The organism is Acinetobacter johnsonii (assembly GCF_048551975.1).
In the GTDB taxonomy this organism is placed as follows: domain Bacteria; phylum Pseudomonadota; class Gammaproteobacteria; order Pseudomonadales; family Moraxellaceae; genus Acinetobacter; species Acinetobacter johnsonii_A.
The window spans coordinates 24,512-50,053 of the sequence record NZ_JBIMCF010000021.1; the positions used below are offsets into that span (position 1 = coordinate 24,512).

Consider the following 25,542-nt stretch of genomic DNA (forward strand, 5'->3'; position numbering starts at 1 on the left):
TCTGTTTTTATGGAAAAGTGTTCCGAATTTCGCCCTGTTATTATGGGAGCAGCAACAGGTTATTCACCCGACAAAGTTGAATTATTTCTTAACAGTATATCTCGGACAAACTATACAGGTGTGGTAACTTTATTTTTAAATGGATCTCAGGTTACTGAATATAAAGATTTCTTCAAAAACAGAACGAATTATAAGTTTAGTTTAGAGTTTGTGGACTCTAAGATAGGAACCTTCAGTAGCTCTAAGAGCATTAGTAAAAACTTCAAGAAATGTATTCGTTTTTTAAGTAAATTTATTGTCTCTTCAGAACCTAAACTTAAGAAAGATTTTATCTATTTTCTTGCACCGCCTCATGTTTCTCGTTTTTTTGATTACTATGATTATTTGCAGCGCAATAATTTTAGTCATGTCGTGCTGACTGATACTCGAGATGTAATTATTCAGGGTGATTTGAACGAGCTAAATCAGGATGGGCTCTTTTTAGGCATGGAGGATAAGAGTTTACTATTAGGTAAAGATTCTTTTCATATTAAGTGGATTAGTGATGTTTATGGTAAAAACTATCTGAAAGAAATTGCTGATAAACAGATTTCTTGTGCTGGGGTAACCTTCGGTGATTATCAGTCTATGAGCAAATATCTTGATGTAATGATCAATGAATTTATGAGCTTGCCTTACTATACGATGGTGAGATCGAATTACGATCAAGGTATTCATAACAAGTTATTGTATTCTGGTGCATTTTCTGCATTGCACTTATGTCAGCCCTTAGAGTCTAAAATTGCAACATTAGGTGTTATGAATGTTGATAAAATAAATTTAAATGAGGATGCTATCCTTTTAAATTTAGATGGAACAACCCCTCTATTTGTTCATCAATATGATAGACATGAAGAGTTAGAAAACATCTTCACAGCGAAATATTTATAATTATTGAGTGAAAGGGCGGATAATTACTCCTTATCCGCATTTCCTTTCAAAACCATATAAATTAAGCCAACAAAAATGACAAAAGCACCTGCAAGGCTACTTACACAGAAAAAGACAATACGGTCATAGGTGGTTAAATTAAATAATTGATTGTCTAGAATATAGCGCATGAAAAACCATTGCACGATTGCAAACACAATTAGCACAATACCACGACGACGGACTTCAGGACGCATAGCCATTTGCTTGCTCACAACTGATATAAAACAGGACGCTATTATGCCATTGCTGAGAATTGATCTCAAATGAATAAAAGTATTCTATTCAGGCCTTTAGCAAATAGCATAAATTATTGCTTTCGAACTGCTTGAGATCATGTGCGAGTTTGTGGAGCCTATATTGGTGGCTGTATCCGATAAGCATTGATATTGCCATAACAATTTCGAAAACGTTTATAGGACCAAATATACTGTTCAGGTGCTTGGTTAATTATGTCTTGCATGGCAAGATTTAAACTGTCCACCGACAGCTGTAAATCTGTCGATAAAATATCTTGAGATAAATCTGTACAGTACACATTAAAACTCGCTGCGTCAGTATTACGAATACAACTTAATCCAATTACATTGCATTGTGTTTTAGCCGCCATTTTAGAGACCAGTGTCGTGGACAAAGTATTTTGCTGGAAAAAATATGAATAAATACCGCCACTCGGTTTTGGCAAATGATCCGGTAAAATCACTGTCAGGCCACCTTGTTTTAAGTGCCTGAAGATACTGCGGATACCCGTTTCATCAGTAGGAACAAGGGTTGCATTAAACTTTTGCCGTGCAGCTAAAATATAGCGATTAACCCCTTTAATTTTATAGGGTTTATACATGATCATCGGTTGCGTATAGACATTTAACCATGCATTTAACAGCTCCCAACAGCCAAAATGTGGAATGACCACAATCACGCCTTTTTTATTGGCTAAAGCCTCTGTTAGAACAGATTCCCCATGAATATTTTTTAATAAATCTAGGTTGTATTGTGGTGGCATTCCCCAACATTTTAAAAATTCAATATAGGTCTGACACTGGCTTTGAATGCTGAGATGAACGCGTTTCTGGAGTGCTATTGGGTCGAGCTCAGGGTAGACCAACTGTAGATTAATGGTGGTGATACGCTTAATTGAAGAGTCACTATAGTAAATCAAGTGCGCAATTCCGCGTGCGATGTATTGTAAAAAGGACAATGGAAAAAGTGAGATTATTTTAAGCAGATAATAAATAGCCATATTTTGACTCAGAAATCTTTTTAAAAGATGAGATGAGAGAAAATTTTGCAAAGAGACTTAAAAATCTAAGATAGATAGAATCAAAAAAAGATGAGCATCTTAAGAACAAAATAAATGAATAAATCAATAGAGTGATTCAGTGCAAGAACGGCTGCAATAAAATATAGACTATCGTGAATCACTGTAAGGGGAATAGATCAAAAGTTCAAAAGAAATTTTGGAAAATTTGAAGCGAAAATAATATCTATAGAATGGATGGTCTGGTCTTGAATGAAAAAACCCTGCACATGGCAGGGTTTCTTTAATCAAAATCTAAAGATTATTTGGTTTCTTCAGCTTTTGGTTTTTCACGTAAGCGAATACCTAAATCACGTAGTTGATTTGATTCAACTGGAGCAGGTGCTTGCGTTAATGGACATTCAGCAGTTTTAGTTTTCGGGAATGCAATCACATCACGAATAGAAGCACCACCCGTCATGAGCATGACTAAACGGTCTAGACCGAATGCTAAACCACCATGCGGAGGAGCACCGTAACGTAATGCGTTGAGTAAGAAGCTGAATTTCTCTTCAGCTTCTTCTTCACCAATACCTAATGCTTCAAAAATTGCTTTTTGCATTTCTAGGTTATGAATACGCAGTGAACCACCACCAATTTCGGTACCGTTTAACACCATGTCATAAGCCACAGAAAGCGCAGCACCTGGGTTATTTTTCACATCTTCAACGCTTGATTTAGGCAGTGTGAATGGATGGTGAACAGAAGTCCATTTGCCATCATCTGTTTCTTCAAACATTGGGAAGTCAACCACCCAAAGCGGTGCCCACTCGCAAGTCGACATTTTTAAGTCATGACCGACTTTAATACGTAAAGCACCCATGGCATCGTTCACAACTTTAGCTTTGTCTGCACCGAAGAACACGATATCGCCATTTTCTGCACCAACACGTTTCAATAGATCAAGCACGATCGGCTCGATGAATTTCACGATTGGAGATTGTAAGCCTTCGATACCTTTTTCAAGTTCATTGACTTTGATGTAAGCCAAACCTTTTGCACCGTAGATGCCGACAAATTTCGTGTATTCATCAATTTGGCTACGCGGTAAAGAACCTGCACCCGGAACACGTAATGCAACGATACGACCTTTAGGATCTTTTGCAGGACCTGCGAATACTTTGAATTCAACGTCTTGCATCAGGTCTGCAACGTCAACCAATTTCAAAGGAATACGTAAGTCTGGTTTGTCCGATGCATAATCACGCATAGCATCTGTATAGGTCATGCGCGGGAATTTATCGAATTGAACATCAAGAAGTTCTTTGAACATCTTAACCGTCAACGTTTCCATTAAATCCATGATGTCATCGTCACTCATGAACGATGTTTCAACGTCGATCTGGGTGAATTCTGGCTGACGGTCGGCACGTAAGTCTTCATCACGGAAACATTTTGCGATTTGGTAGTAACGATCGATACCACCTACCATCAACAATTGTTTGAATAATTGTGGTGATTGTGGAAGTGCGTAGAAGCTACCATTTGAAACACGACTTGGCACTAAGTAGTCACGTGCACCTTCAGGCGTTGCACGGGTTAAAATCGGGGTTTCAACGTCTAAGAAACCATTGTCTTCGAAGTAGTTACGAATGAGATTGGTTAGTTTTGAACGGAAACGTAAACGATCTAACATTTCAGGACGACGGATGTCCAAGAAACGATATTTCAAACGAATTTCTTCAGAAATATTGGTGTTGTCGTCATTCAATGGGAACGGCGGAGTTTCTGATGCAGCAAGAACTTCGATTTCTTTACCCAACACTTCGATTTGACCGCTCACCATATTGGCATTTTCTGTGCCTGCATAGCGACGACGTACACGACCTGTAATTTTTAATACGAATTCTGAACGTACTTTGTCTGCAGTTGCAAATGCTTCAGGAGTATCTGGGTCAATAACCACTTGCACAAGACCATCACGGTCACGCATATCAAGGAAGATGACACCACCGTGGTCACGGCGACGGTGTACCCAACCGCAGAGGGTTACTGTTTCATCAATTTGAGCTTCGGTTAAAGAACCGCAGTAATGAGTTCGCATCATGGCGTTAAAAATCCAACTATATGGCTAAAGGTAGCGAATACGTAAACAGCGTACCGCCAGAAATAAAGGTAGGATTATGCCTCTTTGGGCATTGACTCTCAAGGTATAGCTTAAAAAAGGCATGAAATAGCATTTAAGCGTTGGTCTAAATTCAGCCCAAACGATAGTCTCGATCTAAAAATAAAAACAGAATGCAGCCAAAGATCAAAATTAGCAAAGCGATTTGGCTAAACTCATTAATACTTCGCCCCGTAAAATAATACAGGTCTGACTGCCACACTTGCGTGGGGATATAACGTGCATAATCCCAAACACTGACTAACCCGCCCAACAGGCTCAGTATGAACAGCCCCATCGCGAAGCGTTTGATTTTTAGACTGACAGGGAAATGTTGCTGATAAGTTTGGTAATAGCGCCAACCCATCCATGCTAACAAGGGCAGAGCCAGTGCTGATGTGCCAATTTGTAAAATGCGGTGTAGCGGATAATATTGCCCTAACAGTGAGACCTTCTGGCTTAGAAACTCATGTCCGAACAAGGTGCGGAAGTCAGCATGGGTGAGTCCATCCCATAACAGATGCGTTGCTGTACCCAGCAGTATCGCGAGAATAACGGCCATAGAAAATTTAAAAAAACGCAGCATACTGCTCAGCCTTAACTCATGCTGAATACCTAAAAAACGATAAAAACAGGGCCGCAATAGCGTGTACCACAAAACACAAAAACTGAGTCCAATCCAAAGATCGGGGTGAATCAGTGAAGTCCAGTAGTGGGTCGTATTTGAATTGGCTTGTGTAAACAGTCGATAAAGATCTGGGGTCATACTGCCAATGGCAATCGCCGCAACTGGCAATCGGTCACCACTGAGTTTGGCTAAAGGGGGTGCGAGAACGGCATGTGAAATGGTAAAGGGCATTGATCTGTTGGTGTTGGCATCGGCTTAGTTGGATAGGGCAGTTTATCTTTTTTCTACGATTGGAATGTTTTTTATTGCAATGAATTTGAAATGTTATATTATAACAATAATCAAAAATTGTACGCTTGAGTGAGTTCCATGGCTTTCCATAAAAATTTGATAACGCTCTCTATTTTGGCGGTGGCCACGCCTGCCGTTTTTGCAGATGACACAACAACACAACAACTTGAAACGTTGACCAGCCAAGCACATCCACTCGTTCAGACCGCTGCTGATTTTGCAGTCGCCGATCAGGTTATCGAGCAAAAAAGCTTAAAAGAACGTGCACCGACCATCGGGGATGCTTTGGCCGATGAGCTAGGCGTATATTCAAATCAATATGGTTCAGGTTCAAGCCGACCTGTGATTCGTGGTCAAGATGGCCCACGCGTGAAAGTCTTACAACATGCTTCAGAAACTGCTGATGTCTCGAGTTTATCGCCAGACCATGCCGTGACTGTCGATCCGATTTTGGCCAAGCAAATTGAAATCATTCGTGGCCCTTCAACCCTGTTATACAGTGCAGGTACCGTGGGCGGTTTAGTCAATGTCACCGATCAAAAAATTCCAACCAGCATGCCTGAAAAAGGTCTTGAAGGTACGGCGGGATTACGCTACAACTCTGGCAGTGATGAAAAGATGGCCAGTGCTGGGGCGACGGTTGCTTTGGGCAGTCAGTTTGCTCTACGGGTTGAAGGTTCAAAGCGTGAAGCGAATGACTATATTGCACCGAACTATTTCCATGAGCATGAGGGTGAACTCGAAAAAGAACGTCGTGTCGGAAATACCTTTGCCAAAGGCGAAACTGTCAGTGTTGGTGGTTCATGGATTAGTGAGCGTGGTTTTGCGGGTATCGCTTATACCAACCGTCAAGATCAGTACGGTTTACCTGGGCACAGCCATGAATATGAAAGCTGTCATCCGCATGATGATCATTTGCACTGTGACGGAAGCGATAATCATGGACATATGGATGAACACGATCACTCAGGACGCGACCATGCACATGACGAACATGAGGCAGGGCCTTGGGTTGACTTAAAGTCTGAGCGTTATGACTTCCGTACAGAAATCTTAAATCCCCTTGCAGGGTTTGAGAAGTTACGAGCCCATGCCAGTTATACCGACTACCAACATGATGAAATTGAAGGCGATAGTGTTGCAACTACCTTTAAAAGTAAGAGTTATGATGCGCGTCTAGAAATGGTGCATCAGCCGATTGCGGATTGGGAAGGTGTGGTTGGCGTACAGTACAATCAACAAAAATTAGATATCACCGGTGAAGAGTCTATTTTAGAACCGACCAAGACGCAAAAGTGGAGCGTATTTGGTTTAGAACATAAGCAATGGAATGACTTCCATTTTGAGTTAGGGGCACGTGTCGATCAGCACACCATTGATATTGAATCTGATCGAAAAGACTATGATTATTATGCCGTGTCCTATTCGGGTGCTGTGAATTGGATGTTTGCACCGAACTATAAGCTGTCTTTGGTTGGATCACATCAAGAGCGTTTACCTTTGGCGCAAGAGCTTTATGCTGATGGTAAGCATCTTGCAACCAATACCTATGAGCGTGGCAATGAAAATCTCGATGTCGAAAAGTCTAATAACCTAGAGTTAGGTTTCCATTACGATACGGATAAATTTGATTATCACGTTCATGTTTACCACAACTGGTATGACAACTACATTTACGCTCAAACCGCAGACCGTTACGAAAACTTCCGCCTAGTAGACTACACTCAAGACAAAGCGCATTTTTATGGGACTGAAGCAGAAGCCTCTTATACCATCAATGATGTTTATAAAATGAGTATCTTTGGTGACTATGTACGTGGCAAAATTGACAATAAAAATGCTCCACGGGTGCCTGCTGGCCGTTTAGGAACAAAAGTGAATGCGAAATTTAGTGACACGTGGTCAGGAACAGCAGAGTACTACCATGTGTTTGAGCAAGATCGAATTGCAAGCTATGAGACCGAAACCGAGGGCTATAACATGGTGAATCTGGGCTTGGCGTATAATGGTCAGTATATGCAGGGCAATGATTATCGCGTGTATTTCAAAGCCAATAACCTCTTAGATGAGACGGTTTATTCGCATACCTCTTTCTTATCGACCATTCCACAAGTGGGGCGTAACTTCACGGTCGGACTGGACTTTAGTTTCTAAGGTGCTATTTCAAGCTTCAATCCAACCTTTTCCATAAAGAGGAGATGCTCGCTCTCTCCTCAAAGGAGAGTGTTAGGGAGAGGTTGCCAAAACATTGACAACAGAGATCCTCTTGAAAAATCAAACAATAAGACCTAGTCTGAGTATATTGGATTAGGTTTTTTGTTATGCGTATCTTTCGAAAATTACATCAAAAGCTCAACTGGACATCGACCCGTTATGTCGGTGTCGTGGTGGGGTTATTGGCTCTAACTTACTTAAGCTCAGCGGTTTATCATACTGTTAAACCACTGCCTGATGGCATGGACTATACGGGCAAGTTACGTCATGCTGATGTCAAATTTATTGCAGATCAAACCTACATCGACTCACAAGGCAAACAGCAACAAGATCATCATATTTTCGACACAGTGTTTAAACTAATTGAAGATGCACAAACCACGATTGTGTTGGATATGTTCTTGTTTAATGATGAAGTGGGGACATCTCAAGCATCACAACGGGCGTTGACTCGGCAGTTGACCGATGCGTTGATTGTCAAGCGAAGCTTACATCCGAATATTGAAATCAAAGTCATTACTGACCCGATTAACTCGGTATATGGCGGGCTATTACCTGAGCATTACCGTAAATTGCGTCAGGCAGGCGTGGATGTAATTGAAACGGATTTACGTCCGCTACGTACTTCCAACCCTGTTTGGTCTGGTTTTTGGTATATCTGTTGCCAAAATGCAGGTAATAATCCCGACGGCGGTTGGTTACGAAACCCGTTTGGGAATGAAAAAATCACCCTACGTAGCTATCTAAACTTATTTAATTTCAAAGCTAATCACCGCAAAACTTTGGTGGTCGATACCGCGGAAGGTTGGAAAACCTTGGTCACATCGGCGAATCCACATGATGGCAGTTCGCGACATTCCAATGTGGCGCTGTTGGTGACAGGCAATACCGCAATTGATGTCTTGAAAACCGAGCAAACTGTGGCTCACATGTCTCAGGGCGATGTGCCGATGGTGATTCTAGGCGAAATTGCAGGAAATTCATCGCAGCCTCAGGTACAGGTGCTGACGGAAAAAGCAATCTTAGATGCAACACTCAACTTGTTGAATACGGCAAAAGCCAATGATCAGATTGATTTGGCGATGTTCTATTTGTCTGAGCGTCAAATCATCAATGCTTTAAAAGATGCACAGAACCGTGGCGTTAAACTTCGGATTTTACTCGACCCTAATAAAGATGCATTTGGTCGTCAAAAGAATGGAATTCCGAACCGTCAAGTTGCCTCTGAGCTTAACGATGCAGGTAATACAGTGCGGTGGTGTAATACTCAAGGAGAGCAGTGTCATAGCAAAATGATTTTAAAACGCCATGCGCAAGAAGCAGAGCTTATTTTAGGTTCAGCGAATTTTACCGCACGGAATTTGAAAAATTATAACTTAGAGACCAATTTACGTGTGATTGGCCAGTCTAAGGCAGCGGTGTTTACAGATGCACAGCAATATTTTGATGGGGCATGGTCGAACTTAAATGGTCGTCAAATGAGTGTGGGCTATGAGCAATACAAAGATGAGTCAAAACTCAAATATGGGCTATACCGCTTTATGGAATGGAGTGGTTTGTCGACGTTTTAGAGATTTTTTTCCTTGTTAGAAAAGGCGTAGCACAGCTAGGGAAGAGAAAAAAATAAAATAAAAAAAGCGCAATATGCGCTTTTTTTATTCGGACTTACTGTTCAGGATTTGGCGGGATGATTTGATCCAAATCTTTATCAGTCATCTTATCGAGTTCATGTAGATCGGTTTTGATTTTCCATTTTTCAATATCTTCTACAGGGCTTGGTAGGCGTGCTTCTAACCAGTCACAAATGACATCGGGTGGAAAATCAGCATGGTTACACTGAATGACCCATGCCAAGAATTGCTTGGCTTCACCATTCATATATGGCGGCGGGGAAACAGGTAGAAACTGCGTCGGTAGGCGCTCATTTTTAGAAATATAGTTCAGTACATGTCCCAGCTCTTGTACCGTTTGCCATGCCAAAGGATGATCTACATCAATTTGAAACTTAAACCACCATGCACTTTTTCCATCTGTGCCATAAGCATCAATCAGATTTTTTTGAATACTGGGCACTTTTGCAAAATATTCATAGAGTCGATCAAAACTTAATTCAGCCACGATTGTTCATCCAATACATTTATAAACAAAGATTAAGTATAAACTGAAAACATATACAATTTTTTGCTTTTCAAAGAAATCCTGCTTTAAACCTTATATAGTCAAATCATTATAAAACTAATACAAATCAGTCGATGAATTATTTCGAGTTTTTTTCGAATAGTGTATGGATAATAAAGTAGTTTGACTATAGCGATGATAATAGGCAGTGATCTAAAATTGACAAATTGTACATTTTTTATTCATAAATGGGTTTAAAATAATAATATTCAACTCAGTGGAGGAGGAAGATGATGAAATATTTAAAAATAATCTATAGAATAAGTTTACTCAACTTATTTCCTGCACTGAGTTTTGCTCAACCCGCGATGCGTTATTATGGAAAACCGCTGACTTCGCAAACCCAACGTTTCCCAACCTATGCTGGGCCATATCAAGGTGCAATGCCCAGACCTACATCACCGCCTCAAATTGAGCCCCCTCATCACAGACCGCCTCCGCACAATCCACCACATGGCGGATATCCGATGCGACCCGGTGTGAGTATTATTTACCGAGCGCCCAGCTATTCAACCTATAGTCAGGAAACCAATAGCTATGTGTATGGGGATGGTGATTCCAGTATTGAAAGCCGTGATTATGTGTTGATTACCGATTGGCGACGTTTGGGACTGCCAGACCCACCTGAAGGTATGCACTGGATTTTTGAAAATGGACGCTACGCTTTAGAACCTGATTCAAAATAAATGAATCTTTGCTTGATACAGAAAACCCTCCGTTGTTTAGATGGAGGGTTTTTTAGTGGTCAATAAAGAATTAAGCGAGTTCATCATCTTGTGGGCGTGGTGTTTTCCCTTCAGGTAAAGGCTTGTCGGCATGTTTATCCCGAATTACTGAAGGATAATTCCACGATGCATAACGCACCACCAAAATTGCAATCGCCATAATTAAAATTGAACCCGTAATAATTACCAAATCCATATCAGCTTTGTGGTCATGCTGGATATCGGAAATTAAAAGACGGGTGAGGGCAGTAATGGCGATATAAATTAAAAAGCGGACAGGCATGTGGTTAGTTTTAAAATAGATACCGACCATTGCACCCAGTTCTAAGTAGATGAATAACAGTAAAATATCATCAATTGAAGCATATTGTTTAATGGTCAGGATCTCATAAACGGTATGTCCTGCCGACCAAATCACCATGCAGCCAATAATAAATAAAGCCACATAGTGAAAACTTTCTACTGCAGTATTGCCCAGTTTGTCGAGGAGGGTTTCTATTTTCTCTATTTTAGGGTCACGGTTAGTCATGGCTGCCTCCTCATATTTTGCGGATATTATATTGAATCATATGCAAATTTCATGCAAATGACGAGAAGTTGATTATAAAAAGCTGACTTTAAAAAAACGCCTGACTGGGCAGGCGTTTTTTATCGTGTTTAAACTAATTAAGACTGGTTGGTGAAGTAATCTTCGCTGAAGTTCATTACCACTTCTGCACCCGCTTTCACTTTGGTAATGCGTAAAGCCAATTCTGGCAAAATACGTTGTACAAAGTACAGTGCCAATGACAATTTGTTTTGATAGAACTCGCCCTCTTTTTGCTTAGCGGCATTGGCAATGCGCGCAAACATATATGAGAAGCTGAGCAAACCTACCGCATGTAAGTAATCTACTGCTGCAGCATTCGGGAAATCTACATTTTCTTTAGCTGCATTTAAAACGTATTGGGTCACAGATTCGACTTCGGTCGCTGCATCTAAAGTTGCATCTTTAATAAAGTTGAGGTCTGCATCTAAACCATTGGTGAAGTCACGGATTTCTGCAATGTATTCTGCAATAAATTCACCATTACACTTAATAGTTTTACGACCAATTAAATCTTGAGACTGAACGCCGTTGGTGCCTTCATAGATTTGCGCAATACGTAAGTCACGTACACACTGCTCCATGCCCCATTCACGAATAAAACCATGTCCACCGAAGACCATTTGTGAATCAATTACAGCGTTAAATGCAGTATCGGTTAAATAGGCTTTTGCAATAGGGGTTAATAAGGCTACACGGTCATTGGCTGCTTTCACCGCTTCAGGGTCTGTTGAGAACTTAGTGATATCCAGTTGCTGACCGACGTAAACTGCAAAGGCACGCGATGCTTCGTTGTTCGCACGTGCATTCAGCAACATACGACGCACATCACCATGTACAAGAATGCTGTCTGCAGGTTTAGCAGGTGATTGAACACCTGATGCACTACGGCCTTGTAGACGGTCTGTTGCGTACTGTGCAGCATTTTGGTAAGCAAACTCAGATGCACCTAAACCTTGGATACCCATCGACAAGCGTTCGTAGTTCATCATCACGAACATCGCCGCAAGGCCCTCATTTTCTTTACCGACCAAGAAACCCTTCGCACCGTCAAAGTTCATCACACAAGTCGCAGATGCTTTGATCCCCATTTTATGTTCAATTGAACCTGGGCCTGCAGCATTGCGCTCACCTAGAGAACCGTCTGCATTCACCAAGAATTTAGGTACGATGAATAGTGAAATACCGCGTGAGCCCGCAGGCGCATCCGGCGTTTTCGCCAATACTAAGTGAATGATGTTTTCAGACAGGTCGTGGTCACCGCCAGTGATGAAGATTTTCGTACCTGTAATGTTATAAGTACCGTCTTCATTACGTTCGGCTTTAGTTTTGATAATACCTAAATCTGTACCTGCATGTGGCTCAGTTAAACACATCGTGCCTGACCATTCACCTGTGTACATTTTTGGCAAATAAGTTTCTTTTTGCTCTTGTGATGCATAGCTGTTTAACGCCATGCCTGCACCTACAGAAAGAAGCGGGTAGAGCATGAATGATGGGTTGGTTGCAAACAGCATTTCATCAGACAGAACAGTCAGCATTTTCGGCATGCCTTGACCGCCCCATTCTTCATCTGCGCCTAGACCAATCCAGCCACCTTCAGCATATTGCTTAAACGCTTCTTTAAAACCAGCAGGTGTAGTCACTGCACCGTTGCTAAAAGTTGCGCCTTCTTCATCACCGGTGCGGTTGATGGGTAGGGTGACGTTTTGCGAAAATTTAGCCATTTCTTCGAGGATCGCTTCAGCCGTCGCACTGTCTACATGAGCTAGATTTTCATTAGACTGCCAGAACTGTTCAGCGTTAAAAACGTCATTGAGGATAAACTTCATATCCGCAAGGGGAGCATTATAAATGGGCATGTTGGTTCACCTGTTTATTGTTTGAATCCGGGTAGACTTAGGGCAGCTTAGTAAACAACTGCAGAGGTTGTTAGATGACCCAAGGGAAATAACGCTTTATTTATAAAGAAAAAGGACCATCAAAGCTATGACCGTCCTTTTTCATTTCTGTACTCAAGAGTACAACATTTTGAATATCATTTAGAGATTCAGATTAGAATGCAAAGTGTTCTGCATCTAATGCAAGTAACGGTTCTACGCCGCCTGCAATCACATCTACATGTGAACGAACACGTGGCAGAATCTTCTTAAAGTAGAAACGCGCTGTCGTTACTTTCGCATTGTAGAAGTCTACATCACTGCTGCCCGCTGCAAGCTTGTCTTGTGCAACCAAAGCCATACGTGCCCATAGGTAAGCAAGCGTTACATAGCCAGAGAAATACATGTAATCAACTGCAGCTGCACCCACTTCATCAGGGTTTTGCATTGCGCGCATACCAATTTGCATGGTTAAGTCGCCCCACTCTTTGTTTAGAGTAGCAAGAGGTTCAACAAACTCTTTTATTGCAGCATTGTCTTTGTTTGCTTCAACAAACTTATGGATGATTTTGGTGAAGTCTTTCAACATTGCACCTTGTGTACCCAACACTTTACGGCCTAAAAGGTCAAGTGCTTGAATCTCAGTGGTTCCTTCATAAATGGTAGAGATACGTGTATCTCGTGCAATTTGTTCCATACCGTATTCAGAAATGAAACCATGACCACCCAATACTTGAATACCGTGTTTTGCTGACTCTGAACCTGTTTCAGTTAAGAACGCTTTTGCAATTGGGGTTAAAAGAGACAAGATATTGTCAGAAGATTTGCGTTCTTCTTCAGTTGCACCTTGTTCAACGATATCTGCGTGTAGACACAACAGATACACTAGTGCGCGACCACCTTCTGCAAATGCTTTCTGCGTCAACAGCATGTTACGTACCGCAGGATGCACAATGATTGGATCTGCTTCTTTTTCAGGGGCTTTAGGGCCAGAAAGTGAACGCATCGCTAAGCGATCTTTGGCATAAGTCAAAGCACCTTGGAATGCACCTTCAGAGGCTGAAAGACCTTGTACAGCAGTACCAATACGTGCAGTGTTCATGAAAGTGAACATGCAGTTTAAACCACGGTTTTCAGGACCAATCAAGAAACCTTTCGCGTTATCAAAGTTGATGACGCAAGTTGCGTTACCATGAATCCCCATTTTGTGTTCGATTGAACCACAACGAACTGCGTTACGCTCGCCTAAAGAGCCATCTGCATTTACATTGAACTTTGGTACGATAAATAAAGAAATACCTTTGGTGCCTTTAGGTGCGCCTGGTAAACGTGCCAATACGATGTGCACGATATTCTCTGCCATGTCATGTTCACCAGCAGAGATAAAGATTTTCTCGCCTGTGATGGCATAGCTACCGTCTGCTTGAGGCTCAGCTTTGGTGCGAATGATACCTAAATCAGAACCTGCATGTGATTCAGTAAGACACATGGTGCCGGTCCAAACACCTGAAACCAAGTTAGGTAGGTAGGTGGATTTTTGTTCGTCTGAACCATGATGTTCTAGGGTACGTACTGCACCGTGAGAAAGGCCAGGATACATGCCCCATGCCCAGTTTGCTGTACCTACCATTTCTGAAATCACGTTACCTAGAGAAACAGGTAGACCTTGACCGCCATATTGCTCTTCAGCAGACAGCGATGGGAAACCCAGTTCGATATATTTTTGATACGCTTCTTTGAAGCCCGCGGGTGTTGTGACCACACCATCGTTCCACGTACAACCTTCTAGGTCACCGCTTTGGTTAATTGGAGATAATTCATTTTCACAGAAGTCTGCAGCAGCTTCTAAATATTGGTCAACCAATTCACGGTTTACAGTTTCCTGAAATGCAGGCAATTTAGAGTAATGTTCTTCTGCGTTAAGTAACTCATGCAGTACAAATTGCATATCACGTAAGGGCGCTTTGTATTGTGGCATCTCGGTTTCCTCAATACTGGTTTAACCAGCTTATAATCCTAATAAACATGAAAACGTGTCTTCATTGACACGTGTTGGAATGGTTCAATCGTGCAACATCTTCTAATTTGGTACAAGCGTTTCAGGGGCTTTTCTTGGTGACTGTAAAGTCAAATAAATATTATTTAAAATCGCTAAGTGGTTTGAGTGTAAACAGTTTTGGCTGTTCTAGCATGACATAAATAGTCAAAAAGCGTAAAAAGTTATGTCCAATAAAAAAGGCGCAATTAGCGCCTTTTTTATCTATTTATGCTTTTTAGAGTGGCTTAAGCGCCCTTATTCGATGCTGAAACAGGGGCTTTAGGCTGGAAGTGAACCATGCACTTGCCATCTACTGTTTGTGTGCCAATTTTTAACTGCACGGCTTTACCATTGGTTTGACCTTGGCAGGCTTTGGCCGCAGCTTGTTGACGCGCTTGATGTTCAGCTAAACGTTGATCGTATTGCTGGGTTAACTCAGCACGTTTCGCATCGGTTAGTGGTTCGCCGCGTTGCATATGCATGCCACGGAATTCACCACGATCGGCTTGATCACCATGCATTGGGCGATGTTCACCACGTTTCATTTCATCACGGTTCGGTTTAAATGAAATCGCACATGTGCCTTCTAGTGTTTGCTCACCTGCTTTAATTTGGACTGCTGCCCCCACCGCTTTGCCATCGCAGGCTTTTTTAATGTCTTTCATGACCTGTTTGCGTTCAGTACGCATTTTTTCAAACTGTTCGCGTTGTTCAGGTGTCATGCGACGGTCTTTTTGATAATGACCATGCATATGTTGCGACTGCTCCATATCTTTTGGTGCTTGGGTGGATTGACAGGCAGTCAAAGCACCTACAGATAAAACGCTGGCAGTCGCTAAAGCAATTTTTGTCATCTTATTCATTCTACAACTCCCCCATACAAGAGCATGTCATTTTGGATGATTAAAGATTAAATAATAAAGATGTAGAAACAATGGAGAGTTTTTTGATGCAGTGTTCTATACAATAAAAAGGCAAAAGAACGACCGAGAGATTGCTTTTGAAGATTCGCCGCGTACCGATTGCTTTACGCTTATTCCTCACTGTATTGCTGACCACTTTGGTGATTACCACGGTGAGTTTAGGTGTGCTGCATTGGACGATGCAAAAGAATTTTGCCAAATATGTGGCGGATGTGGAAATGCAAAAGCTCGATCATCTGATTGATAACTTGGCAGGTGTTTATAGTACTTATCATGACTGGGGCAATGCCATTCAAGCGCAAATTTTGCAGATTGAAGGACATGCTGCGCCAGATGATTATGACCGTCTCTCTCGTTGGTGGTTACGTCGCCAGTATGACATTGCTTTGCAACAGCGTTATTTTAAAGAAAATACCAACACCTTACTCAGTGATGTCTCTACCACTGAAGTCAAACATGAAAAACAGATTTTAACCGAACAAGAATTGCAAGCTTTGGAGGAAAACTTACCTTCGGAGTTTCAACCCTTTGAAGGTTTAAAGTTCCCGCTCAGCGCCAATCAAAATGTTTTCCGTCCAGATCGTAAAAAAGAAGAGATTGAACAAGAGAGCAAACAAAACACAGGCAAAAAACAGTTTATTTCTACGCCTGACCGTTTAGGCCTTAGCTCGCGTTTGTCTTTATACGATACGCAGCGTCAGTTCGTGGTCGGTGAACCTTCGGATGATCAAGTTTCTTTCCGTCCTATTGTGGTGAATAACCAAGTGGTGGGCTACTTGGGGCTGAAACCAGTTCTTGATCAAGATGATGCGTTGAGTATTAACTTCTTTAGTAATCAAAAGCGTTATTTATTACTGGTCTATGGTTTAACCGTTTTTGCGAGTTTAATTGCTGCGTTGTTACTTGCGACTTATTTTAAGACACCGATTCAACGCTTGTTAAATGGTACGCGTGAATTAACCAAGGGTAATTTTCAGCATCAAGTTAAAGTGAATCGAAACGATGAGCTGGGTGATTTATCCAATGAACTTAACCAACTGGCGGTGATTTTAGATCAGCATGAAATTTCACGTCGTCAATGGGTGTCAGATACTTCGCACGAGTTGAAAACGCCGCTGGCCGTGTTACAAGCGCAGATCGAAGCGATGCAAGACGGGATTCGAAAACCAACACCTGAGCATTTTGAATCGATGTTACGCCAAGTCACCAGTTTGAAAAAACTCACGCATGACTTGGCCGATTTGGCACAAGCGGAAGCACAGCAATTAAACTGTTACTTTGCAACCGTGAACCCTTGGGCGGTGATTGAGCAAGAAGTGGAAAACTTTAAGCCCAAATTTGAACAGGCCCATTTAAGCATCAGTGTCGAAGGTGAGGGCGCTGAGTTACAACTTGATATTGACCGCTTTAAGCAAATCATGGTCAATTTGTTGGGTAATAGCATTCGTTATACCGAAGCAGGTGGTCAGGTTCGAGTTCATACGGAACAGTCCACAACATCTTGGACCGTCTATGTTGATGACAGTCCTTATGGTTTAAGTGATGAGCAACTAGCAAGACTCGGTGAGCGTTTCTACCGAGTAGATGACTCGCGTACGCGTAGCACAGGTGGTACAGGTTTAGGTTTGGCTTTATCGGCTAAACTGGCACAGGCTTTAGGCGGTGAATTGAGTTTTGATCATTCACCTTTGGGTGGTTTACGTTGCAGGTTAACGTTCCCAAAAAAATGAAACACAAAAGGAAGTATGTATGAAACATATTATGCTGGTTGAAGATGAAGTAGAACTTGCACAATTGATCCGCGATTATCTTGACGCAGCGGGCTTTGAAGTCAGTATGTTTCACGATGGTCAGGACGCATTTGATAGCTTTACGCAGCGTAAACCGAGCCTGATGATTTTAGACTTGATGGTGCCGCGTATGGATGGCTTGACCATTTGCCGTAAAGTCCGTGAACAGTCGGACTTGCCGATTATTATGGTCACGGCACGTACGGAAGAAATTGACCGTGTGCTTGGCTTGAACATGGGGGCTGACGACTATGTGTGTAAACCTTTTAGCCCGAAAGAATTGGTGGCACGTGTCCAAGCCGTGTTACGCCGTTTAGAGCGTAAGGCTGAGCCCGAAGATCAGTCTTTGTTCCGTATGGATAAAGCGCAGCAACGTATTTGGTATCAACAAAAGCCTTTAAACCTAACGCCGACGGAGTTTCGATTATTGGAGTTGTTTTTAGAGCATGTGGGACAAGTCTATTCACGTGCGCAGTTACTGGATCATATCAACCCTGACAGTTTTGAAGTGGCTGACCGTGTGATTGATAGTCATATTAAGAACTTACGTCGTAAGATTTCGGATGCGGCTGAAACAGGTAACCGTCATGAATGGGTGCAGGCGGTATATGGTGTAGGTTACCGTTTTGAATATCCTGAAGATTAATTCAGTTTTCTGAAGGATAGAAGAAGCGGATAAGCCTTGGGCTATCCGCTTTTTTTATGTGATGGAGTCAAGGCGTCAATCAAAATCAGCAGTTCACTTAAATCTCCAACTGGTGAAATGAAAACGAGCAATCTGCGATTTTAAAGAACAAGACTGGTTGATCATCTGTGCAAGCGGTACAATTCTTTTTTTTATCAGATGAGCATGTGTTTTGAGCAGCGAGACGCCTAAACTTCAGCGCCGTTTAAAGAACCGTCATATCCAGTTGATCGCCATGGGTGGTGCAATTGGCACAGGGCTGTTCTTAGGTTCAGCACATATTATTGAATCTGCTGGCCCTTCGATTATTTTGGGTTATATGATTGGCGGTTTGATTGCATTTTTAATTATGCGTCAGCTCGGTGAAATGATTGTACATGAGCCAGTGACGGGTTCATTCAGCTACTTTGCCTTTAAATATTGGGGGCGGTTTTCAGGCTTTTTAACGGGCTGGAACTACTGGGTACTATATATCTTGGTGGTGATGACTGAACTGACCGCGATTGGCAAATATGTGAATTACTGGTGGCCTCATATTCCTGCGTGGGTCTCGGTGCTGGTGTTTTTTGTGGTGATCACACTGGCCAATCTTGCCAATGTCAAACTGTATGCGGAGTCTGAGTTTTGGCTGTCGATGATTAAAGTTGTGGCGATTATCGCCATGATCATCTTCGGGGTTTATCTATTGTTGACGGCTGATGTCGGTTCAACCGCATCCGTCACGAACTTATGGGCACATGGCGGGTTTTTCCCACACGGCTTTGAAGGTTTGTTTTATATGCTGGCCTTTATGATGTTTGCATTTGGCGGCATTGAGCTGATCAGTATGGCGGCTGCGGAAACCGAAGATCCTGAAAAGAACATTCCAAAAGCCGTCAATCAAACGGTGATTCGGGTTTTCCTGTTCTATATTTGCTCGCTGGCGATTCTTTTGTCTCTGGTGCCTTGGAATCAATTGGATTTGGGTGGCTTAGATAAAAGTCCATTTGTGCTTATTTTTAAGCAAATTGGCATTGAATGGGCAGCGCATTTACTGAATTTTATTATTCTGACTGCATCGGTTTCTGTTTGTAATAGTGGGATGTATGCCAATAGCCGCATGCTATTAGGTCTGGCAGAACAGGGCAATGCCCCACAAGTTTTTAAGCAGGTGAATCGGCAAGGGACACCGATTGCGGCGGTTTTATTTTCAGCATTACTGATTTTTGGTTGCGTGCTGTTGAATTACTTTTTGCCTGAAAAAGCGCTCAGTTATCTGATTTATGTTGTGGTCAGTGCGGCGGTGCTCAATTGGATGATGATCAGTTTGATCCATCTTAAATTTAGACAGACTATGAAAAAGCAGGGCATTCAAACCAAGTTTCCAGCGTTATTTGCACCGTTTAGCAATTATTTTGTTTTAGTGTTTATGCTGATGATTTTATATATCATGTGGAATCAGGGTTTTATGCTGTCAGTATTGATGCTTCCTGTCTGGATACTCCTGTTATTTGTTTTATTTAAAACATTGAAGCCGAAGAAGAGCTAAAGCGCAGATGATGATGTTGAAAAGGACTCCATATGAGTCCTTTTTTATTGGGCTTTTGATCGGTATATAAATTATAGATATTTCAAATCATGTGTCGGTTTGTCTTTTTACTTTTACATTTGTTTTAGATAAGGTCGATGAGTCTGTATTCAAATCAAGGAAGCATTCTACAAACCATATGTATGTCACCTAGGGTTGGACTGTGAGATGGCATTCTAACTTTTCAACAATACAATCAAATAAGCAACTGAGCAGGAAAATGACTAAGACTTTACTGATTCTCAGCCCGTCTTTGTACGAGTTCATCCTGACCTGCTGATTAAATTGGGTGGAGAGTGAGCTACTCTCATACTTCAACTTTTCGGATTGATATGGATAGATAATTAAATAGGCAAAATCGAGAAAGAGTGATTGTATTTCCAACAGATTGAAGTACTGAGCTATAAAGTTGCTTTTAAATCACGCAAAAAGTAATTTTTAGGAGTAAGGCTCAGCTTTAGTCATCCTGAAAACTATCCACAATTTCTGCGGATAATTTTGGGGGTAAGTCTAATTAAGCTTATTTTTCTATGTACGTTTTGGCTTACAACTATTTAAGCGGATTACGTCTAGGTTAGTCCCAAGTTTTTTTATATGATGCAGTCATAGAGAACAGGAAGTTCCAAAACATAAAACAAAAATGATAAGTTCAACACTAGGATGTGAGGTACGACAGGAGTTATACCTAGCTAACCAATACGAAAAAGTCCGACAGGATGTCGGGCTTTTTTTATCATCTATAAATGTCTCATTTCACTTTTCGTTTCGAATTTTGGGTTCCAAAGTGGGCAATACGTAGAAAACGTTGAAAAACTGTTTAGCCGAAACAATATACGTTCAAATCCATGACCTGTTTGATGTGGTGATAGGGTTGTGCTTTAGAACATGTAATAGGAATAATTAGCAATTTTTTCATTCAATACATATTTAGGTGATGGCTTGAAGCGCAGCGATTTGCTTTCTTTGTCGTTTATTCAGCTTGGATACCACGAGCTCATAAGAACTTTGTACCAGATCAATGACTAAATCCGAATCTAAGTCTTCATCTTCATAAATTGAAATCCAATGCTTTTTATTCATATGCCATCCTGCATGAATATACGGATAAATATCACGTAGCATCGCGCCCTGGTCAGGCGTAACTTTTAAGTTACTTAAAGCCGCGCCACTTAAAGATGAATTGAGCAAAAACATTTTATCCATGACCTTATAGACATCACGGCCTTCACCAAAGGGCTGACTACACGTCACTTCTGGTAGGGCAAGTGCAGCTTTTGCAGCAATAAGGTGTAAGGACATGGTGATCATCACTCTAGTGGAAAGCCTTGTGGATATTGTTTAATTTATCCACAGTTTAAGCCAAATGCTTAAGAGGAACAACTCACCATCACCTCAGGAACATCCGTTGGCAAAGGTGCTAAATCTTCCGCTTTCTCTAGTGCTACATTTCGCTCAAACGGTTGACTAAGCAGGTCAAATAAGCGTTCGACTTCTGAGAAATCATTCCGTTCAGCCAGCTCAATCGCTTTTTGTGCCATGTGATTGCGTAGGATATAAACAGGGTTGGCTTGTTGCATGGCCGCATTAAGTTCTGCTGTGTCTTGATTTGCACGAATCTGTTCATATTGCGCGAGGAAACTTTCAAATTGACGACGGTCAAGGCAGTCATCTTTAATCGTCTCATATTGTTGATTCTGTAAACGCGTAAAGCTTTGTGTGTAGTCGAGCTGTTCTGTTTGTAGAATCCGTAAGAAGGTCATGGCACAGTCAAAACTGTCCGTGTGGAAATGAGGTAAGCCCATTTTCTGACTTAAACCCAGTTTGTAGTGCTCCAAGAACGTAGGTTCATAGTGCTCTAGGCAAGTGGCAAGGTCTTGCTTCCATTGTTCTTTGTCATAGTCTTGAGGGCAAAGCGGAATGAGGTTATTCAACCATGTCCATAAGTTCCAGTGTCCAATGCTTGGCTGCTGCTGATAGGTATAGCGGCCTTGGTAGTCGGAATGATTGTTAATCCAATTCGGACGAAAGCGTTCCATAAAGCCATAAGGGCCAAAATCGAGGGTTGAACCTGTAATGTTTAAATTATCGGTATTCATTACTCCATGTGCGAAACCGACCAGTTGCCATTTGGCAATCATTATCGCAGTCCGTTGAATCACTTGAGTTGCAAATGCCAAAACAGGTTGCTCTGCCTCTAAACACTCAGGGTAATGCCATTCGATGCATTTTTGGGTAAATTCGTCGAGTAAATCCGGTTGGTACTGGTTGATCCACTCAAAATGTCCTAAGCGAATATGACAGTCTGATGTGCGTAACATCATTGCACCGAGTTCCAATTTCTCCCGCTGCACGCCTTGAGCTGACGAGGTAAAGCCCACCGCGTTACTTGAAGCCACGCCTAAACTATTCAGCGCATGTCCAGCCAAATACTCACGAATGACGGAGCGAAGTACCGCACGACCATCTCCCATACGCGAGTAAGGAGTAGAGCCGGCACCCTTTAAATGCAGGTCAATGGTTTGACCATGTTGATCGAGAATCTGTGCGATCAATAAACCCCGACCATCACCGAGCTGTCCTGCCCACTGACCAAATTGATGCCCAGCATAGACCATTGCCAATGGTTCAAATTCACTAAAGGTTTTTTGTCCGCTACAAATCTCTACCCAAGACTGTTTGTCGGCTTCAGACCATTGCAACTGTTCTGCTAAAGCGGCATTGAAGTGACCTGCTTTTGCGCCTTTTAGTGGTAGGGGCTGTTGATGGTGATAAAGCTTTGAAGAAAGGAGGGAGTAGCGTGAATTGAACTGCATAGTGAAGGATCACAAGGGATAAGCCATGACCCCATCAATATAGCAAAGTTTTAGTGTTAAGACATATATCCAACTGTTTTAGTCAACTATAAACAGCTTGGCACGCTTTGAGCTGGACGAGCGATGAGCTTTAGCTTGATCTGCAACTTGGTAACTCATGCCAGCTGTGAGGGTAAAAGTTCGACCATCATCTAGTTCCGTGTGTAGTTCGCCTTCTAAGAACAACAGGATATGTCCTTTAGAACACAATGAGGATAAATCAAGCATTGCTTTATTTATACGCAAGGGCCACATAGTTCTCAGAATACTCCTCCATACACACGCGAATCGCGTCAAATTGCTGAGTACGCCATAGGGCATAACCTTGATCACCTATATGGCGGGTGGTTGGTATCTAGGCCCAGTTGGTGATACCGAAAGGAATGTTGTTAATATCCATGCTGTTATCCTTTATGAACTGCTAAAAAAAGCCCCTTGCGGAGCTTTCTTTTGAAATGGTGAATCAGAGATTAATTATTGTGAAACAGGGGCTTTTTTAATGCTACGCATCAAGGTGGTTAAGGTTTGACGGTGATGACCTAGACGCTGTTCAACCAATTGAAATTCAATTTTAAGCTTTTCATCCATTTGATGGATTTTTTCAGCCACTGCTGTTTTCTTGGCTTGAATTTCTTGTTCTTTCAATTTTGCCCAGTCATTTAAGGTCTGGGTGAACGCATCATACTCTTGTGCAATACGAGCTTTTGCTGAGCTGATGTCATCACTGACATTCAGACCATGAACTTCTAAGTCTTGCTCAGCATATTTAAACTTCATCGCAAGTTCAGCTTTTTTAATATTGAAGCTCGGAATACGACGTAAGTTTTTAGCTAAACCCAGTTTTGAGCATGACCAAATCAACCATTTAGTTGGGTCATATTGCCACCATTTCACACCATTACGGTAGTCGTATTGGAAAATGTGATGGTAGTTATGATAACCCTCACCCCAAGTCGCAATCGCTAACCAGAAGTTGTCACGTGCGGTATTTTCGTCTGTATATGGACGTTTTCCCCACATGTGGCATAAAGAGTTAATGAAGAACGTAACGTGGTGGCTGAGGATTAAACGCATTAATCCGCCCAACAATAACACGCCCCATAAGTCGCCTACAGCCCAACCAATAGGTAATAAAATACCCGTGTGGACGATGATCACTAAAGGAACATAGTATTTGTGTTGGAACATCACCAATTTGTCATTCAGTAAATCGGGTGCATTTTTAAAATCAGGTTCTGCTGATGGATAGTCACGAAGCATCCAACCCATGTGCGCATACCAAAAGCCATTGTTAATCGAGTACGGATCTTTCTCGATATCATCGACATGGCGGTGGTGGGTACGGTGACCTGAACCCCAATATAAAATACTGTTTTGCACGGCAAAGGTACCCATAATCATCAAAATGATTTTTAAAGGTAAGCTTGCTTCATATGCACGGTGTGCCCATAGACGGTGATAGCCAGCGGTAATACCTAAGCTACTAACACCCAGTAATACAAACATACTGATCCAAGCGGCTAAGCTGAAATCATGCTGAAAGGCATATAAGGGAATTGCAATCACAGCCACAATGGGAAGAAAAACCAATGCAAAAATTGCAACCCAGTTAAATGGGGCTTTGGGTAGGGGAGCATTCATCTCCAACAGCACTCCTGAAACCTTGGGAGGTATAAATGGAAGGTCAATCCATTACTTTTTGCATGGATTAAGCTACAGCATATTAGCATGAGCGAACCTTGGTTCACTAGCATTATTGTACAGATGTATTGTACTAAACAGTAACAGAATACGAATGTTTAGATATCGAAATTACCGAAGCATTTCTAGGCTTTATCGTAGCAGAGCGATCAATATGAAAAATCAATATTTTCAGTGTCACTACTCATGTAAAACTCAAGTCAGTCGTTGGCTTGTTCAATGTGCATCTGCCAAATGTTGTAGCATCATTTTAGGAAAATCGGTAATTAATCCATCAATGCCACAGTCACGTAAATGTTTGGCGCGTTCGATGTCATTCACTGTCCAAACACTAATGGCTAAATTCGCTTGTTGTGTGGCTTTTAACAAGTCATCGGTTGCCAGTTGGTTCATCCAGCCGATTTGGCAACAGTCGTATTTGAGCGCTTGTTCAATCGCAAGATGTTGAATATCGTCTTCAATCAATAAGCCACGTTTAAATGTTGAGTTTTGATTTTGGAGTGCTTGTAGGATTTTAAGATCAAAACTGGTGATGACCGCACTGTGTTCAAAGCCTCTAAGTTGCTGTGTGAGATGTTGTGTTAGTCGCTCAGCTTCAGCTTGTGTTTCTACAGCTTTGACTTCAACTTCAAGATGTTCGAAGTCCTGCATAATCTGGAGTGCTTGTCGTAATGTTGGCGTACTTTGCTTTTCCCAGTCTAGCCAAATATGTGCTTGATTATAGGTATCGAGTTCTGTACTGCTTAATGGGTAGAGTGCTTGGTCGATACCGGTGGTTCGGAGCATGTTGTCATCATGCATAATGATCAGCTCATGGTCTTTGAGCTGACGAACATCAAATTCGACCGCACGTATGCTCAGATCATGAATATATTGAAAACCGCCGAGTGTATTTTCTGGGGCTTCGCCACGTGCACCACGATGTCCGATGATTCTCATATTGAACCTGATCTATATACGTCTTTTGCGTGATTGTAGCGCTAAAAATATCTGATTGGGATAGATTCTAAGGTGGAAAGGCTTTGTTGCACAAAGCCGTTCTTAAGGGCTTCTTCGGCAATATAATTTCCAAATGAAGAAGCCTACACACAAAATCTACCGCACAACCAATTGG

General features: G+C 41.8%; 20 protein-coding genes and 1 pseudogene. 7 read left to right on the forward strand and 14 right to left on the reverse strand.

The window, feature by feature from the left end; genetic code table 11:
• Positions 1–9 precede the first annotated feature (9 nt).
• Positions 10–930 carry a hypothetical protein gene (locus ACG9ZB_RS13540; RefSeq protein WP_419326276.1) on the forward strand — a complete coding sequence of 307 codons (921 nt, stop codon included), beginning with the start codon at positions 10–12 and terminating at the stop codon, positions 928–930.
• Between the two features lie 23 nt (positions 931–953).
• Here the strand turns inward: ACG9ZB_RS13540 and ACG9ZB_RS13545 are convergent, their stop codons facing one another.
• From ACG9ZB_RS13545 to ACG9ZB_RS13560, 4 genes are all read right to left on the reverse strand, one after another.
• Positions 954–1,172 carry a hypothetical protein gene (locus tag ACG9ZB_RS13545; RefSeq protein ID WP_004983573.1) on the reverse strand — a complete coding sequence of 73 codons (219 nt, stop codon included), beginning with the start codon at positions 1,170–1,172 and terminating at the stop codon, positions 954–956.
• A 152-nt stretch (positions 1,173–1,324) separates the two neighbouring features.
• Entirely contained in the window at positions 1,325–2,209 is an 885-nt protein-coding gene (locus tag ACG9ZB_RS13550) for a lysophospholipid acyltransferase family protein (protein ID WP_419326278.1), read from the reverse strand.
• A 319-nt stretch (positions 2,210–2,528) separates the two neighbouring features.
• Complete coding sequence (aspS, locus tag ACG9ZB_RS13555; RefSeq protein WP_058870282.1) at positions 2,529–4,313, reverse strand: aspartate--tRNA ligase; 1,785 nt, start codon at positions 4,311–4,313, stop codon at positions 2,529–2,531.
• Positions 4,314–4,464: 151 nt separating this feature from the next.
• A complete protein-coding gene (locus tag ACG9ZB_RS13560) occupies positions 4,465–5,229 on the reverse strand; it encodes a DUF4184 family protein (RefSeq protein WP_419326280.1) in 765 nt (254 codons plus the stop codon).
• Positions 5,230–5,367: 138 nt separating this feature from the next.
• Here ACG9ZB_RS13560 and znuD point away from each other — a divergent pair, with 138 nt between their 5' ends.
• Both znuD and ACG9ZB_RS13570 read left to right on the forward strand, forming a co-directional pair.
• Positions 5,368–7,443, forward strand: coding sequence for a zinc piracy TonB-dependent receptor ZnuD (gene znuD / locus ACG9ZB_RS13565; protein WP_419326282.1), 2,076 nt, complete (start codon positions 5,368–5,370; stop codon positions 7,441–7,443).
• Between the two features lie 167 nt (positions 7,444–7,610).
• A complete protein-coding gene (locus tag ACG9ZB_RS13570) occupies positions 7,611–9,074 on the forward strand; it encodes a phospholipase D family protein (RefSeq protein ID WP_419326283.1) in 1,464 nt (487 codons plus the stop codon).
• A gap of 94 nt (positions 9,075–9,168) precedes the next feature.
• Here the strand turns inward: ACG9ZB_RS13570 and ACG9ZB_RS13575 are convergent, their stop codons facing one another.
• Positions 9,169–9,621 (reverse strand): hypothetical protein, encoded by a 453-nt coding sequence (locus ACG9ZB_RS13575; RefSeq protein ID WP_062031407.1) that lies wholly within the window; start codon positions 9,619–9,621, stop codon positions 9,169–9,171.
• A gap of 290 nt (positions 9,622–9,911) precedes the next feature.
• Between ACG9ZB_RS13575 and ACG9ZB_RS13580 the strand changes: the two genes are divergently transcribed.
• Positions 9,912–10,367 carry a hypothetical protein gene (locus ACG9ZB_RS13580; RefSeq protein WP_419326284.1) on the forward strand — a complete coding sequence of 152 codons (456 nt, stop codon included), beginning with the start codon at positions 9,912–9,914 and terminating at the stop codon, positions 10,365–10,367.
• 70 nt (positions 10,368–10,437) lie between these two features.
• On the opposite strand, the gene ACG9ZB_RS13585 is transcribed toward ACG9ZB_RS13580, so the two are convergent.
• The 4 genes from ACG9ZB_RS13585 to ACG9ZB_RS13600 all read right to left on the reverse strand — a co-directional run bounded on the left by ACG9ZB_RS13585 (position 10,438) and on the right by ACG9ZB_RS13600 (position 15,773).
• Positions 10,438–10,935 (reverse strand): phosphate-starvation-inducible protein PsiE, encoded by a 498-nt coding sequence (locus tag ACG9ZB_RS13585; RefSeq protein WP_004983586.1) that lies wholly within the window; start codon positions 10,933–10,935, stop codon positions 10,438–10,440.
• A gap of 137 nt (positions 10,936–11,072) precedes the next feature.
• The gene (locus tag ACG9ZB_RS13590; protein ID WP_419326286.1) at positions 11,073–12,854 is read right to left on the reverse strand and encodes an acyl-CoA dehydrogenase C-terminal domain-containing protein; all 1,782 of its coding nucleotides are present in this window, start codon (positions 12,852–12,854) and stop codon (positions 11,073–11,075) included.
• Positions 12,855–13,047: 193 nt separating this feature from the next.
• A complete protein-coding gene (locus ACG9ZB_RS13595; RefSeq protein ID WP_419326287.1) occupies positions 13,048–14,850 on the reverse strand; it encodes an acyl-CoA dehydrogenase C-terminal domain-containing protein in 1,803 nt (600 codons plus the stop codon).
• 305 nt (positions 14,851–15,155) lie between these two features.
• On the reverse strand, positions 15,156–15,773 hold the full coding sequence (locus ACG9ZB_RS13600) for a hypothetical protein (RefSeq protein WP_419326289.1): 618 nt from the start codon (positions 15,771–15,773) through the stop codon (positions 15,156–15,158).
• Positions 15,774–15,910: 137 nt separating this feature from the next.
• Between ACG9ZB_RS13600 and baeS the strand changes: the two genes are divergently transcribed.
• From baeS to ACG9ZB_RS13615, 3 genes are all read left to right on the forward strand, one after another.
• Positions 15,911–17,563 (forward strand): sensor histidine kinase efflux regulator BaeS, encoded by a 1,653-nt coding sequence (gene baeS, locus ACG9ZB_RS13605; RefSeq protein WP_419326291.1) that lies wholly within the window; start codon positions 15,911–15,913, stop codon positions 17,561–17,563.
• Between the two features lie 19 nt (positions 17,564–17,582).
• Positions 17,583–18,269: a response regulator gene (locus tag ACG9ZB_RS13610; protein WP_419326293.1), complete on the forward strand. Its 687-nt coding sequence runs from the start codon at positions 17,583–17,585 to the stop codon at positions 18,267–18,269.
• Between the two features lie 211 nt (positions 18,270–18,480).
• A complete protein-coding gene (locus ACG9ZB_RS13615) occupies positions 18,481–19,836 on the forward strand; it encodes an amino acid permease (RefSeq protein WP_419326294.1) in 1,356 nt (451 codons plus the stop codon).
• Positions 19,837–20,802: 966 nt separating this feature from the next.
• On the opposite strand, the gene ACG9ZB_RS13620 is transcribed toward ACG9ZB_RS13615, so the two are convergent.
• The 5 genes and pseudogenes from ACG9ZB_RS13620 to ACG9ZB_RS13640 form a co-directional block, all read right to left on the reverse strand.
• Complete coding sequence (locus ACG9ZB_RS13620; protein WP_419326296.1) at positions 20,803–21,174, reverse strand: MmcQ/YjbR family DNA-binding protein; 372 nt, start codon at positions 21,172–21,174, stop codon at positions 20,803–20,805.
• A gap of 68 nt (positions 21,175–21,242) precedes the next feature.
• Positions 21,243–22,688 (reverse strand): protein adenylyltransferase SelO, encoded by a 1,446-nt coding sequence (locus ACG9ZB_RS13625; protein WP_419326298.1) that lies wholly within the window; start codon positions 22,686–22,688, stop codon positions 21,243–21,245.
• A gap of 78 nt (positions 22,689–22,766) precedes the next feature.
• A pseudogene (locus ACG9ZB_RS13630) lies at positions 22,767–23,082 on the reverse strand (DHCW motif cupin fold protein).
• 119 nt (positions 23,083–23,201) lie between these two features.
• Positions 23,202–24,368, reverse strand: a complete 1,167-nt coding sequence (locus ACG9ZB_RS13635; protein ID WP_058870271.1) for an acyl-CoA desaturase — start codon at positions 24,366–24,368, stop codon at positions 23,202–23,204.
• A gap of 276 nt (positions 24,369–24,644) precedes the next feature.
• Positions 24,645–25,367 carry a glycerophosphodiester phosphodiesterase gene (locus tag ACG9ZB_RS13640; protein ID WP_419326300.1) on the reverse strand — a complete coding sequence of 241 codons (723 nt, stop codon included), beginning with the start codon at positions 25,365–25,367 and terminating at the stop codon, positions 24,645–24,647.
• Positions 25,368–25,542 lie beyond the last annotated feature (175 nt).

Excerpts from the sequence above, each read along its gene's own strand:
- ACG9ZB_RS13580 (WP_419326284.1), top strand. The coding sequence starts at position 9,912 with ATGATGAAATATTTAAAAATAATCTATAGAATAAGTTTACTCAACTTA.
- ACG9ZB_RS13625 (WP_419326298.1), bottom strand. The coding sequence starts at position 22,688 with ATGCAGTTCAATTCACGCTACTCCCTCCTTTCTTCAAAGCTTTATCAC.
- ACG9ZB_RS13540 (WP_419326276.1), top strand. The coding sequence starts at position 10 with ATGGAAAAGTGTTCCGAATTTCGCCCTGTTATTATGGGAGCAGCAACA.
- ACG9ZB_RS13585 (WP_004983586.1), bottom strand. The coding sequence starts at position 10,935 with ATGACTAACCGTGACCCTAAAATAGAGAAAATAGAAACCCTCCTCGAC.
- ACG9ZB_RS13595 (WP_419326287.1), bottom strand. The coding sequence starts at position 14,850 with ATGCCACAATACAAAGCGCCCTTACGTGATATGCAATTTGTACTGCAT.
- ACG9ZB_RS13620 (WP_419326296.1), bottom strand. The coding sequence starts at position 21,174 with ATGTCCTTACACCTTATTGCTGCAAAAGCTGCACTTGCCCTACCAGAA.
- aspS (WP_058870282.1), bottom strand. The coding sequence starts at position 4,313 with ATGATGCGAACTCATTACTGCGGTTCTTTAACCGAAGCTCAAATTGAT.
- ACG9ZB_RS13560 (WP_419326280.1), bottom strand. The coding sequence starts at position 5,229 with ATGCCCTTTACCATTTCACATGCCGTTCTCGCACCCCCTTTAGCCAAA.
- ACG9ZB_RS13550 (WP_419326278.1), bottom strand. The coding sequence starts at position 2,209 with ATGGCTATTTATTATCTGCTTAAAATAATCTCACTTTTTCCATTGTCC.
- ACG9ZB_RS13600 (WP_419326289.1), bottom strand. The coding sequence starts at position 15,773 with ATGAATAAGATGACAAAAATTGCTTTAGCGACTGCCAGCGTTTTATCT.
- ACG9ZB_RS13570 (WP_419326283.1), top strand. The coding sequence starts at position 7,611 with ATGCGTATCTTTCGAAAATTACATCAAAAGCTCAACTGGACATCGACC.
- ACG9ZB_RS13610 (WP_419326293.1), top strand. The coding sequence starts at position 17,583 with ATGAAACATATTATGCTGGTTGAAGATGAAGTAGAACTTGCACAATTG.
- znuD (WP_419326282.1), top strand. The coding sequence starts at position 5,368 with ATGGCTTTCCATAAAAATTTGATAACGCTCTCTATTTTGGCGGTGGCC.
- ACG9ZB_RS13545 (WP_004983573.1), bottom strand. The coding sequence starts at position 1,172 with ATGGCTATGCGTCCTGAAGTCCGTCGTCGTGGTATTGTGCTAATTGTG.
- ACG9ZB_RS13590 (WP_419326286.1), bottom strand. The coding sequence starts at position 12,854 with ATGCCCATTTATAATGCTCCCCTTGCGGATATGAAGTTTATCCTCAAT.
- ACG9ZB_RS13635 (WP_058870271.1), bottom strand. The coding sequence starts at position 24,368 with ATGAATGCTCCCCTACCCAAAGCCCCATTTAACTGGGTTGCAATTTTT.
- ACG9ZB_RS13640 (WP_419326300.1), bottom strand. The coding sequence starts at position 25,367 with ATGAGAATCATCGGACATCGTGGTGCACGTGGCGAAGCCCCAGAAAAT.